16 protein-coding genes are annotated in these 14,391 nt (G+C 61.3%); 7 read left to right on the top strand and 9 right to left on the bottom strand.

The features are described 5' to 3' along the window. Positions 1 to 916: LysR family transcriptional regulator (locus tag EN925_RS04800; RefSeq protein WP_245487209.1), on the top strand; the 916-nt coding region annotated here is incomplete at its 5' end. 201 nt (positions 917 to 1,117) lie between these two features. Then, positions 1,118 to 1,318, top strand: coding sequence for a hypothetical protein (locus tag EN925_RS04805; RefSeq protein ID WP_013532050.1), 201 nt, complete (start codon positions 1,118 to 1,120; stop codon positions 1,316 to 1,318). 16 nt (positions 1,319 to 1,334) lie between these two features. Here the strand turns inward: EN925_RS04805 and EN925_RS04810 are convergent, their stop codons facing one another. The 6 genes from EN925_RS04810 to EN925_RS04835 are packed head-to-tail and all read right to left on the bottom strand — an operon-like array spanning position 1,335 to position 6,377. Further along, positions 1,335 to 1,910: a hypothetical protein gene (locus tag EN925_RS04810; protein WP_244514294.1), complete on the bottom strand. Its 576-nt coding sequence runs from the start codon at positions 1,908 to 1,910 to the stop codon at positions 1,335 to 1,337. Between the two features lie 53 nt (positions 1,911 to 1,963). Further along, positions 1,964 to 2,800: an ABC transporter permease gene (locus EN925_RS04815; RefSeq protein WP_050580490.1), complete on the bottom strand. Its 837-nt coding sequence runs from the start codon at positions 2,798 to 2,800 to the stop codon at positions 1,964 to 1,966. Positions 2,801 to 2,835: 35 nt separating this feature from the next. After that, positions 2,836 to 3,624, bottom strand: a complete 789-nt coding sequence (locus EN925_RS04820) for an ATP-binding cassette domain-containing protein (protein WP_024504382.1) — start codon at positions 3,622 to 3,624, stop codon at positions 2,836 to 2,838. Positions 3,625 to 3,681: 57 nt separating this feature from the next. Then, complete coding sequence (locus EN925_RS04825; protein WP_013532046.1) at positions 3,682 to 4,125, bottom strand: hypothetical protein; 444 nt, start codon at positions 4,123 to 4,125, stop codon at positions 3,682 to 3,684. Between the two features lie 29 nt (positions 4,126 to 4,154). Further along, positions 4,155 to 5,126, bottom strand: coding sequence for a YVTN family beta-propeller repeat protein (locus EN925_RS04830; RefSeq protein WP_127369912.1), 972 nt, complete (start codon positions 5,124 to 5,126; stop codon positions 4,155 to 4,157). A gap of 21 nt (positions 5,127 to 5,147) precedes the next feature. Beyond that, the gene (locus EN925_RS04835) at positions 5,148 to 6,377 is read right to left on the bottom strand and encodes an ABC transporter substrate-binding protein (RefSeq protein ID WP_127369913.1); all 1,230 of its coding nucleotides are present in this window, start codon (positions 6,375 to 6,377) and stop codon (positions 5,148 to 5,150) included. A 250-nt stretch (positions 6,378 to 6,627) separates the two neighbouring features. Between EN925_RS04835 and EN925_RS40560 the strand changes: the two genes are divergently transcribed. From EN925_RS40560 to EN925_RS04860, 4 genes are read left to right on the top strand one after another with little or no spacing between them, the layout of a single operon-like run. Beyond that, a complete protein-coding gene (locus EN925_RS40560; RefSeq protein ID WP_127385712.1) occupies positions 6,628 to 8,457 on the top strand; it encodes a (5-formylfuran-3-yl)methyl phosphate synthase in 1,830 nt (609 codons plus the stop codon). Positions 8,458 to 8,460: 3 nt separating this feature from the next. Beyond that, positions 8,461 to 9,012 carry a flavoprotein gene (locus EN925_RS04850; RefSeq protein ID WP_013532041.1) on the top strand — a complete coding sequence of 184 codons (552 nt, stop codon included), beginning with the start codon at positions 8,461 to 8,463 and terminating at the stop codon, positions 9,010 to 9,012. Next, positions 9,005 to 10,399, top strand: a complete 1,395-nt coding sequence (locus EN925_RS04855; RefSeq protein WP_127369511.1) for a DUF6513 domain-containing protein — start codon at positions 9,005 to 9,007, stop codon at positions 10,397 to 10,399. The genes EN925_RS04850 and EN925_RS04855 overlap by 8 nt, the downstream gene beginning before the upstream one ends. 4 nt (positions 10,400 to 10,403) lie before the next feature. Further along, the gene (locus EN925_RS04860) at positions 10,404 to 10,994 is read left to right on the top strand and encodes a DUF447 domain-containing protein (RefSeq protein WP_024504386.1); all 591 of its coding nucleotides are present in this window, start codon (positions 10,404 to 10,406) and stop codon (positions 10,992 to 10,994) included. Positions 10,995 to 11,014: 20 nt separating this feature from the next. Here EN925_RS04860 and EN925_RS04865 read toward each other — a convergent pair whose 3' ends face one another. Further along, a complete protein-coding gene (locus EN925_RS04865; protein WP_127369510.1) occupies positions 11,015 to 12,052 on the bottom strand; it encodes a hydantoinase/oxoprolinase family protein in 1,038 nt (345 codons plus the stop codon). Positions 12,053 to 12,096: 44 nt separating this feature from the next. Between EN925_RS04865 and EN925_RS04870 the strand changes: the two genes are divergently transcribed. Continuing rightward, positions 12,097 to 12,795 (top strand): HisA/HisF-related TIM barrel protein, encoded by a 699-nt coding sequence (locus tag EN925_RS04870; RefSeq protein ID WP_063173658.1) that lies wholly within the window; start codon positions 12,097 to 12,099, stop codon positions 12,793 to 12,795. A gap of 137 nt (positions 12,796 to 12,932) precedes the next feature. Here EN925_RS04870 and fae read toward each other — a convergent pair whose 3' ends face one another. Continuing rightward, a complete protein-coding gene (gene fae, locus EN925_RS04875; RefSeq protein ID WP_128336378.1) occupies positions 12,933 to 13,439 on the bottom strand; it encodes a formaldehyde-activating enzyme in 507 nt (168 codons plus the stop codon). A gap of 149 nt (positions 13,440 to 13,588) precedes the next feature. Next, positions 13,589 to 14,391: triphosphoribosyl-dephospho-CoA synthase (locus EN925_RS04880; protein WP_128336380.1), on the bottom strand; the 803-nt coding region annotated here is incomplete at its 5' end.

Raw genomic sequence — 14,391 nt, forward strand, 5'->3', positions numbered from 1 at the left:
TTTCAAGACCGTCCAGGCAATCATCAAGTGCGGCAAAATTGTCAGCGCAGCCAAGATGTTAGGCCTGTCTCCTCCAGCGCTGACAATCCAACTGCGACAAGTGGAGGAAGAATTCCAGCTGGCTCTGTTCGACCGAACGTCGGACGGCATGCGTCCCACTGCCGCAGGTCTGGCTTTCGTCGAGACAGCGCAGGTTATCGAGGAGCATCTCGGTTTGCTCGAAGACAAGATGGATGCCATCAAGGGCGTACGCACCGGCAGCTTGAGGCTCGGCGTCGTTTCCACAGCCAAATATTTCGCGCCGCGGCTGATGGCTGCGTTCATGAAGGACCATCCCGACATCGACATGCGGCTTGCCATCGGCAATCGTGCCCAGACGATCGACAACCTCAGGAACCACGACATCGATATCGCGCTGATGGGGCGTCCGGCGAAAGAGGTTCCGGTGCGTGCTTCGGTCTTCGGTGATCACCCGCTGGTCATCATCGCGCCGCCCGACCATCCCTTGGTGGCGGCGCGCGATATCTCCAAGGAGCGGATTGCCGAGGAGCATTTCCTTATTCGCGAGCCCGGCTCCGGAACCCGTATCTCGTTGGAAATATTCCTGAGCGACGTGCCTGGGCGCATCGACGACCTCGGTGTCGAGATGGCCTCGAACGAAACGATCAAGCAGGCGGTGATGGCTGGTCTGGGCATCGCCTTCATCTCTGCTCACACCATCGCTGCGGAAACCGAGGCAGGCCGGCTTGTCATCCTCGACGTTGTCGGCATGCCGATCCGCCGACAATGGTTCTCGGTGATGCGAACCGATCACGCAATCTCGCCGGCGATGGCCACATTCAACGATTTCCTGATGCGCAAGGGCGCAATGTACCTGCCCCTTTTCGGAAAGCTGTATCCAGACAAGGCTGGATGACACTGCACGAGCGCAACGGATGAAAGTCCGGTGGAGAACGCCCGCGCTCGTTGGTATTATATAAGCGATATGTTATGTTGCAGTGCGAAAGAGCGGGGGCCACGTCCTTTCACACCGTAAGCGATCTGTATGTGCAACCCCTGCAGACTGTTCGGAACTCTCCCGGGTATGGGTTCGGGAATTCGATGGGGAAAAGGGGTAATGCTTTACACACTCGTTATGATGGTCTGCCTGACGGATGGACCGCGGACCTGCGAACAACGCGAGGAAATGGTAGACGGTCTGGCGATGAATCCCGGGACTGCCTTCATGCAGGCGCAGCCGCTGGTGGCAAGGTGGATCGAGACGCATCCCGGTTATTTCGTGCAGCGCTGGCGTGTGCTGCCTGGCAGAGAGTCGTGAGACAGGCGGCCAAGGTCTATTTCTTCACGATGAGCGTTTCCGAGACAGTCTTCGACAACTGGTAAAGCCGCTGCTCGATTATCGTCGGCACATCGCAGACATAAGTCAGCGACTGGACGCGTTCGTTGAAAATTCGCGTCGCGAAATTCAGTTGATCGGTTCGCCGTTCTACTTCGTCCGGATCCGCATCGGCCTTGGCGCGCAGCGCGTCCACTTCGGATGCTTCCTTGCGCAACTGTGCCGCCATTTCCAGCTGTTTGTGGGCATAGCGGGAGATGCCGGAGATCACGTGCGAACGCTCGGCGTCCATGTGATCGAACATTCCCTGCACCAGCATCGTCATTTTGGTTGCGACCTGCTCGGGCGGTAGGGAAGTCGCGAAATCCTTGATCTCCTTCTGGGCTTGTGCAATCGGCGTCCGCCGGGCCGCCACAGCATCGACAAGCGCCGACACGCCTGGATCCTTCGCCCAATCCTTCGCGGTCGCCGGAAGCTCCGGCCCATTCCAGATCTGGCCAAGCGAGAGCTGTGGCACCTTACGCTGCATGCAGGGCCAGTCGGGATCGGTGTTTGCCGCGGCGGCGCCCTCCATCGACGCAAGCGTGGTGACCAGAACCAGAGTGTGAACAAGTCTCATTCGCGCCATCAGGCGTTTCCTCCCATGTCCTGTTTGCGGATCACCAAACCGCGCGAAGGGTCGTATGCGATGATGGCGCCGCCCAGGAACAGCAGCGTGCAGCCGGCGACGACGCCCAGCGACAGCCATTCGATCTGCCCGTAGAAGGCAAAACGGATCAGTTCGACGGCATAGGTGAACGGGTTGCAGAGGCAGATCTTGTAGAGCAGGGGGCTCGCCTCCTGGATGCGCCACAAGGGATACAGCGCCGGAGACGCGAAATAGCCGGGAAAGATGACGAAGTTCATGATGCCGGCGAAGTTTTCAAGCTGCTTGATCAGCGAAGACAAGAGCATGCCGAGCGCGCAAAGCATCATGCCCGACAGGAACAGTGCCGGCAGAACATAGAGATAGCCGAGTGGCGGCGCTTTGACGCCCCACAACCAGGCAACGATCAGGAACGCGTAGACCTGCACGATCGATACGGCCACACCGGCCAGCATCTTCGACACCAGCAGGAACCAGCGCGGAAACGGGCTGACCAGCAGGATGCGCATGTTGCCCATCTCGCGGTCGTAGACCATCGACAGTGAAGACTGCATGCCGGAAAACAGCAGGATCATGCCGCAAAGGCCCGGCGTGATATAGACCTCGTAGAGCACATAGGTCTTGTAGGGCGGGATGATCGACACGCCAAGCACCTGGCGAAAGCCGGCCGCGAAGATGAACAGCCAGACCAGCGGCCGGACCAGCGAGGAAATGAAGCGTTCGCGCTGGTGCAGGAAGCGCAGGCACTCGCGCAGGACGACGCCTTTCAGGCAAATGAGATAGTGGCGCAGGCCGAATGGCTCGGACCGCACCGGCATGATGCCGGCGACTTTTCCGGGCATCGCAGGAGCGCTCATGGCGACGTCTCCGTCATGCCCGCCGCATCGACGCGGCTGAGCTTCGAAAAGGTTTCGCGAATCGAACTTCCGCCGTTCGCACGGATCACATCCGACACCTTGCCGCTGGCGACCAGGTCACCCCGCCGCAGTATGACGACATGGTCGGCGTCTTCGACTTCGTCGATCAGATGCGTAGCCCAGAGCACGCCGATGCCCTCTGCTTGGACGAGCTTGCGGATGGTGGCGAGGATGCCCGCACGAGATTCGATATCCAGGCCGACGGTCGCCTCGTCAAGCAGGAGCAGGGAAGGTCGGTGCAGCAGCGCCCTGGCGATTTCGATGCGCCGCATCTGACCGCCGGAGAGGCTGCGTGCCTTGTCATGCTGGCGGCCCTGCATGTCGACCGTTTCCAGCAGCGCGGCAATGCGCTGGCGAGCTTCGCGTCCGCCAATGCCATGCAACGAGGCATGGTAGGAGAGATTCTGGTAGACGCTGAGGTCGAGATCGAGCGTGCGTGCCTGGAACACGATGCCGACCCGCCTGAGTGCTTCGCCGGACGCGCGGCGAATGTCATGGCTGAAGATGCGGATCGATCCGTGACGCGTGTCGTAGAGGTGGCTTATCAGTGAGAACAGCGTCGTCTTGCCGGCCCCGTTGAGGCCGAGCAGAACGGTGAAAGTCGCCGGCGCGATCGAGAAGGAGACGTCGTTGAGCGCCCGCTTCTGGCCATAGGAATGGCTGACGGCTCGGACATCGAGCGCCGCCACCTCGTCTCCCGGTCCGCTTGTCCTCATATGCTGCATACCGGATCGCTCCTTCAGGACGCGTTGGCCTATTGGCGCCCCTGATCGCCTTTTGTCTTACTTGATCGTAATCTTGCCCTTCAGTCCCTTGTCGGCAAGGTCGGGAACCGACCAGGTATATTCGCCCGGGCGAACGGTATGGAACTGCACCTGGATCGTTCCCGCGTCGTCGAATTCCAGCCAGGCCGGTCCGCCGTCCATATGCACTTCCAAATCGTTGATGACGATCTGGTCCATCCAGACATTGCGGAAGAGATCGGTCACGAACTTGTACTCGAAACCGCCCTTGGACGTGATCTTCCAGCGATAGCCCTGGCCGGCGATCAGCTCGAAGTCCTTCTGATTGACCGCATAGGTGGAATCGGCCGAACCGATAATCAATTCCGGCAGGTTCTTGCTGGCACGCGACGGTTTTGACGTCGCATCGTCGGCGTTTGCTACGATCGGAGCAAGGACAAATCCGGCGAGCGCGGCGAAGAAAAACCTACGGCAAAGTTTCATGTCTTGAGCCTCCCGATGATCAATGTCTGCTATTTGGGCGAAATGACCACACCCCAGGGCTGCTGGCCCACAGTGAGCGATTGGACCGGCTCGTCGGTGGCCGTGTCGATGAAGGTGATATCGTTGGAATTGCCATTCGTGGTGATCAGCGTTTTCTGGTCGGGCGTGAAGGCCAGATGCCAGACGCGCTGGCCGACGAGGATGTATTTTTCCACCTCATAAGTGTCGGTATTGATCACCGCGACATGGTTCGCCGGGCCGAGCGCGACATAGGCTTTCTTGCCATCGGCGCTGATGGCGATGCCTACCGGCTGGATGGTTTCGGCCCGCAGTCCCTGAATCGCGAACTGGATCTTCTTCACCACTTCGCGTTTGGCGTTGTCGATGACGCTGACGGTGCCGCCGACCTCGGCGCTGACCCAGACCTGCGAGCCGTCGGGCTTGAATTCGGCGAAGCGAGGGCGCGTGTCGACCAGCACATTGTCCGTCACCTCATGCGTGCCGGTGTCGATGAAATGCGCCATGCTGGTGGTTTCCGAGGTGTTGACCATGGTCTTGCCGTCGGGGCTGACACCCATGCCTTCCGGCTCCACGCCGACTGGTATCTCGGCCAGGACCTGCTTGCTTTCGACGTCGATGGCGGTGACGAGATTGTCGTCCTCATTGGCGACATAAAGCGTCTTGCCGTCGGGCGAGAGGACGAACAATTCGGGATCGGGGCCGGAAGGCAGCGTACCGATGATTTCAAGTGTCGCGGTGTCGATGATTTGGATCGTGTCGTCATCGCTGGCGCATAGATAGACGAATTTGCCGTCATGCGAGATGGTGATGCCGCGAGGTCTCTGGCCGACTTCGACGGTCTTCACCACCTGCATCGTCGCCGTGTCGACGACGGTCATCGTGTTGTCCTTCTCGTTGGACACGTAAGCCGTATAGGCCGATGCCGGGCTGGCCGTGAAGCCGGCCGCGAGAATGGCGAATGCGCAAGCTCGTTTCTGCACGCAAATTCCTCCCGATTGACTCTACTTGAGAGCGCATTTCGTTTCCGGCTGATCGACACCGAGAGTGTCGAGTTCGGAGACCTGGTGAAGATAGCCCTCCTGTGGCGATGTCGAGACGACCGACTTGGTGTCGCCAAGCAAGATCGGCTGGCGAAGCTGGAGGTTCCATTTGCGGAAGGTCAGCTTCTGCCCCTTGAAAGCAGCAACCGAAAAATCGTCAGAGCGTATATAGTCGCTGATCCTTTTCGCATCGTCGCCCTTGGTGCGCGTGGTGGCCTCGCCGACCGCACGCACCGCGGTCCAGGCCGACATGTCTTTGGAGAGCATCCGCCGGCTCGTCGTCTTCAGGAAGCGGCTCTGCATCTGGATGCCGCCCCATTGTTCGCTGGCGGGATGCCATGACGATGCAACCAGACCGGCCGTGCCGGCGACCAGCCGCGGCGTCCAGGTGCGGTAGGGCACGTAGGTGCCGAAAACCTCGCTTTCGTCGGCGACAAGCACCACGTCGTGCTCCGGGAGGTCTTGCGTGAACACGGAAATCTGCTGCTGTATCTGCGTGGCGCCGGTGTCGGTGCGCCTGGCTGTGCCGGTATCCTTGAATTCCTTCTCGGCGACGATCTGGCCGCCGAAGCGGGTTGCCGCGCGGCGCAGCGCATCGGCGTAGAGATGGTCCTGCTCATGTGATCCATAGAGCAGCACCCAATTCGGCCACTTCTTCACCATGAGATACTGCGCCAGCGCGTCGGCCAGCATGCTGCGCGTCGGCGCGATATGGAAAACGTTGATGCGGCAGTCCTCCTCGCGAAGGCTGTCGTCGGTGGCGCCGACGTTGAAGATCAGCACGCCTTTGTCGCGGGCGATGTCGGCGATCGACAGCAATTGTTTGGCTGAAAGATCGGCGACCACATAGCGGTCGCCCTTGGCGATCATGCCTTCGAATGCCTGAACCGCGTCGCCGTCGGGCTTGACCTCGGTCACGTCGAGGCTGAATTTCTGGTCGGTGAACTTTCCCGTCGTGTTGTTGTCGCCGATCGCTACCTCGGCACCGGCGACACCTTCGTCACGTGGCGGCAGGTCGAGCATGGAAAGCGTCAATTGCGGTGCGTAGGCCCGCAAATAGCCTATCTTGATTTCAGTTATCTTTTTTTCCGGCTTCGCCACCGTTTCCTGGCCTGTCGCGTCGGAAACGTTGACGGTCAGGGAAAAAAAGCACAAAAAGGCAGCGAGAGTGCCTGGCACCGCGCTCGTCATCGATAGTAATTACCCATTCTTGCGCAGAGGTTCGACGGTTGCCGGACCCGCGCCAAGTCAAGGTGCCCATGATCAACTTAGCCGACCCGCAAAATTTATCAAACCCTATAGGACGACTTTTCGCGCCTGCCAGAACGGTGCGGAAGGTCGCCAGCGTCGATTCGCATGGCAACACCGGCGAGACGTGGCGCAGGGGGATCGACCGCCTCTATAAAAGCGTCTTGTCCTCCAAACTGGAGAAACTGTTCAAATGACCAGAATGCTGGCAAGCGTCACCGGCATCGAAGAGGCGGAGATCGCTCTTTCTGGAGGTGTCGATATCGTCGACCTGAAGGACCCGAAGGCGGGAGCCCTGGGCGCGGTGTCCATGGAAACCATGCTCCGAACGATCTCTTTCATCGCGGGTCGGGCTCCGGTCAGCGCTGTCTGCGGCGACCTGCCGATGGAACCCGAAACGATCCGCATCAAGGCCGAAGAGATCGCGGCGACCGGCGTCGACTATGTGAAGATCGGATTTTTTCCTTCGGCAAATATCTCTGCCTGCGCACAGGCGCTTGAACCGCTCGCCGCACGAACGAAGCTGATTGCCGTGCTGTTTGCCGATCTGGCGCCGGACTTCGAGCTTCTGCCGATGTTCGCCAGGCATCGCTTCCACGGCGTGATGGTTGATACCGCGCAAAAGGGGAAGGGCCGGCTGCTCGATCATCTGCCGCCGGAGCGTATTCCGGGATTCGTCGATCGAACGAAATCGCTCGGTCTGATGGTCGGCCTGAGTGGATCGCTGGAAGCTCCGGACATTCCGCGCCTATTGCCTTTCGCTCCCGATTTTCTCGGCTTTCGGGGGGCGCTGTGTGGCCATTCCGGTCGCACGAGTTCGATCAGCGCCGAGGCGGTCTCGCGGATTCGCGAGTTGATCCCAGCGGAATCCGGGACCGGCGATCAATCGAGTATCGACTATCGCCTGTTGGCAGCGAGAGGCTATTCGCCGGACACCGACCCGACACTGGGCACGGACAGGATTTTTGTGCGGGATTTTGTTCTGCCGGTCCAGATCGGTGCCTACAGCTTCGAGCATGGCCATACTCAAAAAGTGCGCTTTGATGTGATCGCCGACGTGCTGCAAATCACCGACCATCCCGAGGACATGCGCCATGTGTTCTCCTACGACATCATCATGGACGGCATTCGCACCATCGTCGCGCGGGGCCATATCCAGCTCAGCGAGGCTTTGGCCGAGCAGGTGGCAGCGCACGTGCTGGAGAACCAGCGTGTCGTGCGCGTCACGGTTAGGGTCGAAAAGCTCGAGCTCGGCCCTGGCGGCGTCGGCGTTGAGATCGAACGCAAGCGCCAATCGGCGGGACGCGGTGCTGCCTCCGGCATTGCTGGCCGAAAAGACCGAAGCGTTGTTTTCCGGCCGCGCCAGGAGCGCCCCGAAATGCTTCGACGGGCCATCGTCAAGCTTGGCGGCAGCACGGCCCATGCGGCGGAGATGAAGAGCTGGATCGCAGCGCTGGCGGGTTCCAGGCTGCCGATCGTCATCGTGCCCGGCGGCGGGCTCTTTGCCGATCATGTGCGCGAGACGCAGACCAGCATGGAGTTTTCCGACACCGCCGCTCATGCCATGGCGATCCTGGCCATGGAGCAGTTCGGCCATGTCATCCTCGACCGGGACGAAAGGCTGGCGCCGGCACGGTCGCTGGACGAGATCGGGCGAGTGTTGGAGGCGGGGAAGATTCCGGTGTGGCTGCCGTCGTCACTGGCACTGGCGGCGCTGGATGTTCCGGCCTCCTGGGACATTACCTCCGATTCTCTGTCCGCCTGGCTTGCCGGCAAGCTTGGCGCAAACGCGCTGTTGCTTGTCAAGCAGACCGGTGCATTCTTCGACAGCGATACCGCTGACAGCCTGAGGGCCCGAGGCATTGTCGACCCAGGCTTTGCCGCCATGCTGCCCGACGGCATCGATTTCCATCTCGCCGGTCCGAAGGATGCTGCCGGGGCCGGCGCGATGCTCGCGTCGGGCAAGCTGCCCGGCATCCGGATAGTGGCTTCAACAGGGTCGTCGGCAAAGAAGGCGGGATAGCCGATGGTGAAGCTGCATGTGCCGCGCTGGGCGTGGGTTTTGACGGGTTCCGGGCATTTTTTTACGGAGAGCTTCGCACTTGTTCGCCAGCTCGAACATTGCGATGTCTTCGTGTCTAAGGCCGCCAACGAAGTCCTGCGCATGTACAAGCTTAAACTTGATTTCCCGGAGACGACGCGCGTGCTGCACGACAAGACCGCAAGCGCGATCCCGGTCGGCGAATTCTACCACGGTGTCTATCACACGGTCGTGGTGGCGCCGGCCACTTCCAACACGGTCGCCAAATGCGTGCATGGCATTTCCGACACGCTCGCCACCAATGTCTTTGCTCAAGCGGGAAAGTGCCGTGTGCCAGCCATCGTCTTTGCTTGCGACACCGCGCCGGAACTCGAAACCCAGGCACCGCACGGGCTGGTCAAGGTCTATCCGCGCAGGATCGACCTGGAAAATACCAAACAGTTGAAGAGTTTCGAGCGGACCCTGGTGGTCGAGTCGCTCGCTGATCTCGAAGCCTCGCTCACACGGCGCCAGGCCGAACTCGCAAGCGATGGCTGAGCGGCTGGTTTTTCTTACCGGCCATCTGGCCAAGGCGCGGCTGGAACGGCTGCTGACCGGGCTGGGCAGAACCGAATTCGCGTGGGAAATCGTCGACGTCGGCGTCAAGGTCGCCGCGCTGATGAGCGAGGACATCGTGAAGCGTCGGCTCACTCTGACAGGAGACGTCGACCGCGTCATCCTGCCCGGACGCTATCGGGGAAACATCGAACACCTGTCGGAGCATTTCGGCGTGCCCTTTGTGCGCGGCCCCGACGAGATCGCCGACCTTCCGGCCTTCCTTGGCCGGGTGGGCAAACCGCCGGATCTGACGCGTCACGATATGCGCATCTTCGCCGAGATCGTCGATGCGCCGATGCTGTCGGTCGAGGCCCTGATGGCGAGGGCCTCGATGCTGGCTGCGACCGGCGCGGATGTCATCGATCTGGGCTGCCTGCCGGAGACGCCGTTTCCGTTGCTGGCTGAGGCAGTGCGGGCACTCAAGGCACAGGGGTTTGTGGTCAGCGTCGATTCGGCCAGCGCAGACGAACTGTCGATCGGTGCGCACGCCGGCGCGGACTATCTTCTCAGCCTCGATGAGAACACGCTGCCGTTGATCTTCGACCATCGGGCTACGGCAGTGTTGATACCCTCCATCCCCGGCGATCTGGATTCGCTCGGCCGGGCGATTACCGCGGCACAAAAGGCCGGCGTCGCCTTCATTGCCGATCCCGTGCTCGACCCGATCCATTTCGGCTTCGCCGTTTCACTCGGGCGCTTCATCGAGGCGCGGCGCCGTTGGCCGGACGTCGAATTGCTGATGGGCACCGGCAATCTCACCGAATTGACCGACGCCGACAGTTCCGGCGTTACAGCCGTGCTAGCGGGGCTCTGCTCGGAACTCCGGATCCGGAACGTGCTGGCGGTGCATGTCAGCCCACACACGGTGCGCACGATCGAGGAGCACGATATCGCCCGCCGCGTCATGTTGGCTGCTTGCACGGACGGCGCGTTGCCGCGCGGCTATCACCCAGGCCTGTTGCAGGTCCACGATCGCAAGCCTTTCACAGCCTCAACCGACGATATCGAGGCATTGGCGGCCCAGGTGCGCGATGCCAACTTCCGGATCGCGGTAGCGGAGGACGGCATCCATGTTTTCAATAGCAAAGGGCATGCGGTTGCCACGGATGCGTTCGAACTTTTTGCCGGGCTGGACGTCAACGCCGATGGCGCACACGCTTTTTACCTCGGCGCGGAACTGATGAAGGCGGAGATCGCGTGGCGCCTCGGCAAGCGTTATGTGCAGGACGAGCCGCTCGCATGGGGCGTTGCCGCGCCGGCACCCGAAACCGACCGTACCCGTCTTGCCGAGCCGGGCAAGACGCTCCGCGCAAGGAAAGAGCACTAGGACCATGCCCTATATTCGCGAATCGATCATCACGACGGTCAACAAGGCAGGCAACGTCCACATCGCGCCGATCGGCATCATTGCCGAGAATGACGGTTGGGTTATCGCGCCGTTCCGGCCGTCGGTCACGCTCGACAATCTCGCCGAAGTGCCGTTTGCCATCGCCAATTATACTGACGACGTGCGTGTCTTTGCCGGCTGCCTGACAGGCCGCAAGCATTGGCCAACCGTTCCGGTTGACGGGTTCCCGGTGCCGAGGCTCGAGGCGGCGCTGGCGTATTCGGGCCTCGAAGTCCAGGCGGTCGATGACAATGGTGTGCGCCCCCGCCATTTCTGCCGCGTGGTGCGGGAGGAAACGCTCGCGCCGTTCACCGGCCTCAACCGAGCCAAGGCGGCGGTGCTTGAGCTGGCCATCCTGGTCAGCCGGCTCGGCATGCTGCCGCGCAACAAGATCGAGGCGGAAATCGCCTACCTTTCGATCGCCATCGAAAAGACGGCAGGCGACGGTGAAAAGGAAGCCTGGGGCTGGCTGATGCAGCGTGTCAGCGATCACTTGACCGCCAAAGGTTCGGATAGCGAGGACCCGCGAGCATAGGCGCGAGCGCCGCAACCTGCTTACGAAGGATATCCCGCCAAAAGCGCCACTGCGGACGCGGGTGCCGCGCTGCTCGCTTGCCCGCGAACAGTGTCATCGGCGGGGATGATGTCGGCGAAATCGATATAACTGCGTTCCATGCGTTCGGCCAGCCGCCTGATCTGCCAGCGACCGCTTCCGGCGCCGACGATCGGGATATCCCGAGACAGGGTTCCGGCAACCAGCGCCGCTGCATCGTGCACTTTGCGCAGTTGCTGCTCGCTGAACCAGCGCGCGACGTCACCCCATTCCGGCGGGGTGAGGTCGGTGGCGTCGCGCCCCACCATGCGCGCCAGCCGCGCGATCGAGCCGTCCACAGTCTTTTCCTTGCCGTCGGCGGGAGGGTGCCTGTCGTCGTCCTCGTCGAGCACGCCCAGGATGCGGTGAGCGTCGGCGATCGAGGCGAAATATTCGTTCATCAGCGGCGTTAGCCTGCCACGGACGGGAGCCGACGAGGCTACGCCGAACAGGAATGTCCTGGTAAAGCCGGTATAGACCAATTCGCCGGTTAGAAGCCGTCCGGCATCGGTGTAGCCGTCATTGGCCACGGCGCCGTTCTTGATGGCGATAATATCGGTGGTGGTGGAGCCCATGTCGACGAACAGGGCATCGCCGGCGAGTTTTGCCACCAACAAGGCTGTCGCGTGCCAATTGGCGGAAGCCACATCGGCGGTCAGCTGCGCTGCCCGTTCGACTCCGACGAAACCGGATGGTCCGGCATAGACCAGCTTTTTGTCTGCGGGGAAATGGGTGGAAATCTGACCCAGCAGAGCCGCCACGCCGGCATCGCGGGACGGAAAGATGTCCGACAGTTCGCCCGTCATGGTGAATGCGTTGAGATCCGCACCCGCGTAGATCGGAGCCGTTTCGTCGAGGGCTGAAGCCAGCTTGTCCAGCCCTTGCCAGAGCGGCGTTGCGATCGTTACCGCCTCGACGATGCGACCGTCTTGTGCGCGGGTCACCTTCAGATGCGCGCCGCCAATGTCGAAACCGGCAATGATGCCCTTTCTTTTTTCCACGCTTCAAGCTTTCATGACGGGGGCAATTGGTCGGTGAAAAAGCGTTGCGTATCATTCCGGTTCTCGACCTGAAAGACGGCGTGGTGGTTCGCGCCCAGCAGGGAAAACGCGATCGCTACAGGCCGATCGTTACGCCGCTCAGCCGAAGCCCTGATGTGGTCGCGGTCGCTGAAGGACTGCGTGGGCTTTATCCTTTTTCCACCTTCTACATCGCAGATCTGGACGCTATCGAAGGCGGAGCGCCAAACAGCGACGCACTCGCCCGGCTGAGGACGATGGCGGAGCCGCCGAAACTTTGGGTCGATGCCGGCGTGGCCGACGAAAAGACACTTTTGGCGGCGCTTGCCGAACGCTCGCTGTCTCCTGTTCTGGGCTCTGAATCGCAGCGAGACGACATGTTGCTGCGGCGTTTTCGCGATCATCCCGATCTCATCCTGTCCCTTGATTTCGTCGGCGATAGTTTTTGCGGGCCGCGTTCTCTTCTCGATGAGCCCGAGCTTTGGCCGCAAAAGGTGATTGTCATGACGCTGGCCAAGGTCGGTGCGGCCGCCGGTCCCGACTTCGGGCGGTTGCAGGAGGTCAAGGCCAAGGCCGGAAATCGCGCTGTCATTGCGGCCGGCGGTGTCCGCGACGAGAACGACATCAGGGCCTTGTCCGCCATGGGCGTCGCCGCGGCACTGGTCGCAACCTCATTGCACAACGCTACGCTCACGCCCGGCCGCCTCGCGTCACTCGGCGCCTGATCATCGTTGCTCGTCAGCTCCCGAAGGGCGTGCGCCCTTCGGGAGCTGACGTTTCAAAAGCCCAGAACCTTTTTCAGCCGGCGCAACAGACCATCCGTCTCAGAAGAGGGTTTTTCCTGTGCGGGGCTGTCTCTTGTCTAGGCTGCGAACGGATGCTTGACCTTGTCGCGCTGGGCCGTTGCTTCGGCGGCGGCCGGGGTTCCTGCAACGGCGCGCTGGATGGCTTCCTTTGTCGCCTCGTAATTGTATTTCTGGATCTTGGCGTCGTCCGCCGCGTCCCAATGGATGAATACCCCGACGCAGATGAACACGTCGTCTGCTTCGTTGGCCGGAATGGTCCCGTCCGCAACGCTGTCCTGCACGGCCTTTGCCACGGCGTGCTGCGCCGGGCCGAACATCTGGACCGCCTGTTTGGCACCCTTGATCGTGACCTTGTTGAACATCACGGTGTTGGGTTTGCATTGAAGATTGGGCGCGATCACCGCCAAAAGCGAAGTAAAGCCGTCCTTGTTGTTGGTAAGCGCGTTGCAAAATGCCGTTTCGACCGCGCTCCCCCGCGGGCCGATGAGCAGGTCGACATGCGCGACTTCGTTGCCGTCTCCCACCAGCGATTCACCGACCATAACCTTTGATATTTTTGCCATGCCAATTTCCTCCAAGACACAATTATGATGTCCACGGACGCTGCAACCGAGCAGGCGCTCGATGGACAGCTATCCTTGTTGGCAGCGTCCGGATTTGCCCGGACCGGTTGGCTAGATAGCCGCGGAAGCACAGCTTCCGCTTTTGGAAGTCAAGCACCAACGCCGCGATTATGCAAGGTGAGGGCGAGGGTGTGGACTAAAAGAGTAGCCACGGTGAGGTCGGCCGAGGTGCCGGGGTTGATGTTGTCGGCCTTCAGCCGGCGGTCGAACTCCATGAGCAGACGAATGCGCGACGGTTCGTCGCCCTCGGCATGGAGCGCCGCCTGAACGGCAACGGCTTCCTGCCGCGCCTGATTTGCGACGTGAACGCCGTGCTTGCGCATCACATGGCTGTCGGGGAAGTCGGCGAGAAACGCCATGTAGACGAACACCGTCGGCCACATGCCGTCTTCTTCACGTGCCAACGCTCCATCCAGCGCGGCGAGCCCGACCCCGAACACGTCGCCGAAACAGTTGCTGTACTGGCGAGCGATCATGTCGCGGTCGGCAGCCTCCCTCATCGCGTCCAGCAAATGGACCTTCGGCTCCTGCCGCACATCGTTGGCGGCTTCTCCGAGGCCGCCTGGCGCGGCCGTGACGATCGCCTCGAATACCGCCTTGGTATCCTGCACGCTCAAAGCCCGAAGCAGCGAATCGAGATTGTCCTGCAGTCTGTCACCGCCCATTTCGGCAGCGCATATCAGAGGCCCTGCCAGAAGGATGATTCCGAGATTGGTGTTGGTTGCGACCGCCAGTCGTGTCGCGCGCACCGCCTCCAGCATCCGCTGCCCGACCGGCAGACGAGGATCGGTCAGCGGCCCGGAGGAAACCTCCGCACTTGTCATGAACTGGGCGGCGGACATGCCGTGTCCGTCGGCGAACAGATGGACGTTGCCCGGCTTTAGGGCTTCGA

The sequence above is a fragment of the Mesorhizobium sp. M7A.F.Ca.US.006.04.2.1 genome (genome assembly GCF_004022915.1).
In the GTDB taxonomy this organism is placed as follows: Bacteria; Pseudomonadota; Alphaproteobacteria; order Rhizobiales; family Rhizobiaceae; genus Mesorhizobium; species Mesorhizobium ciceri.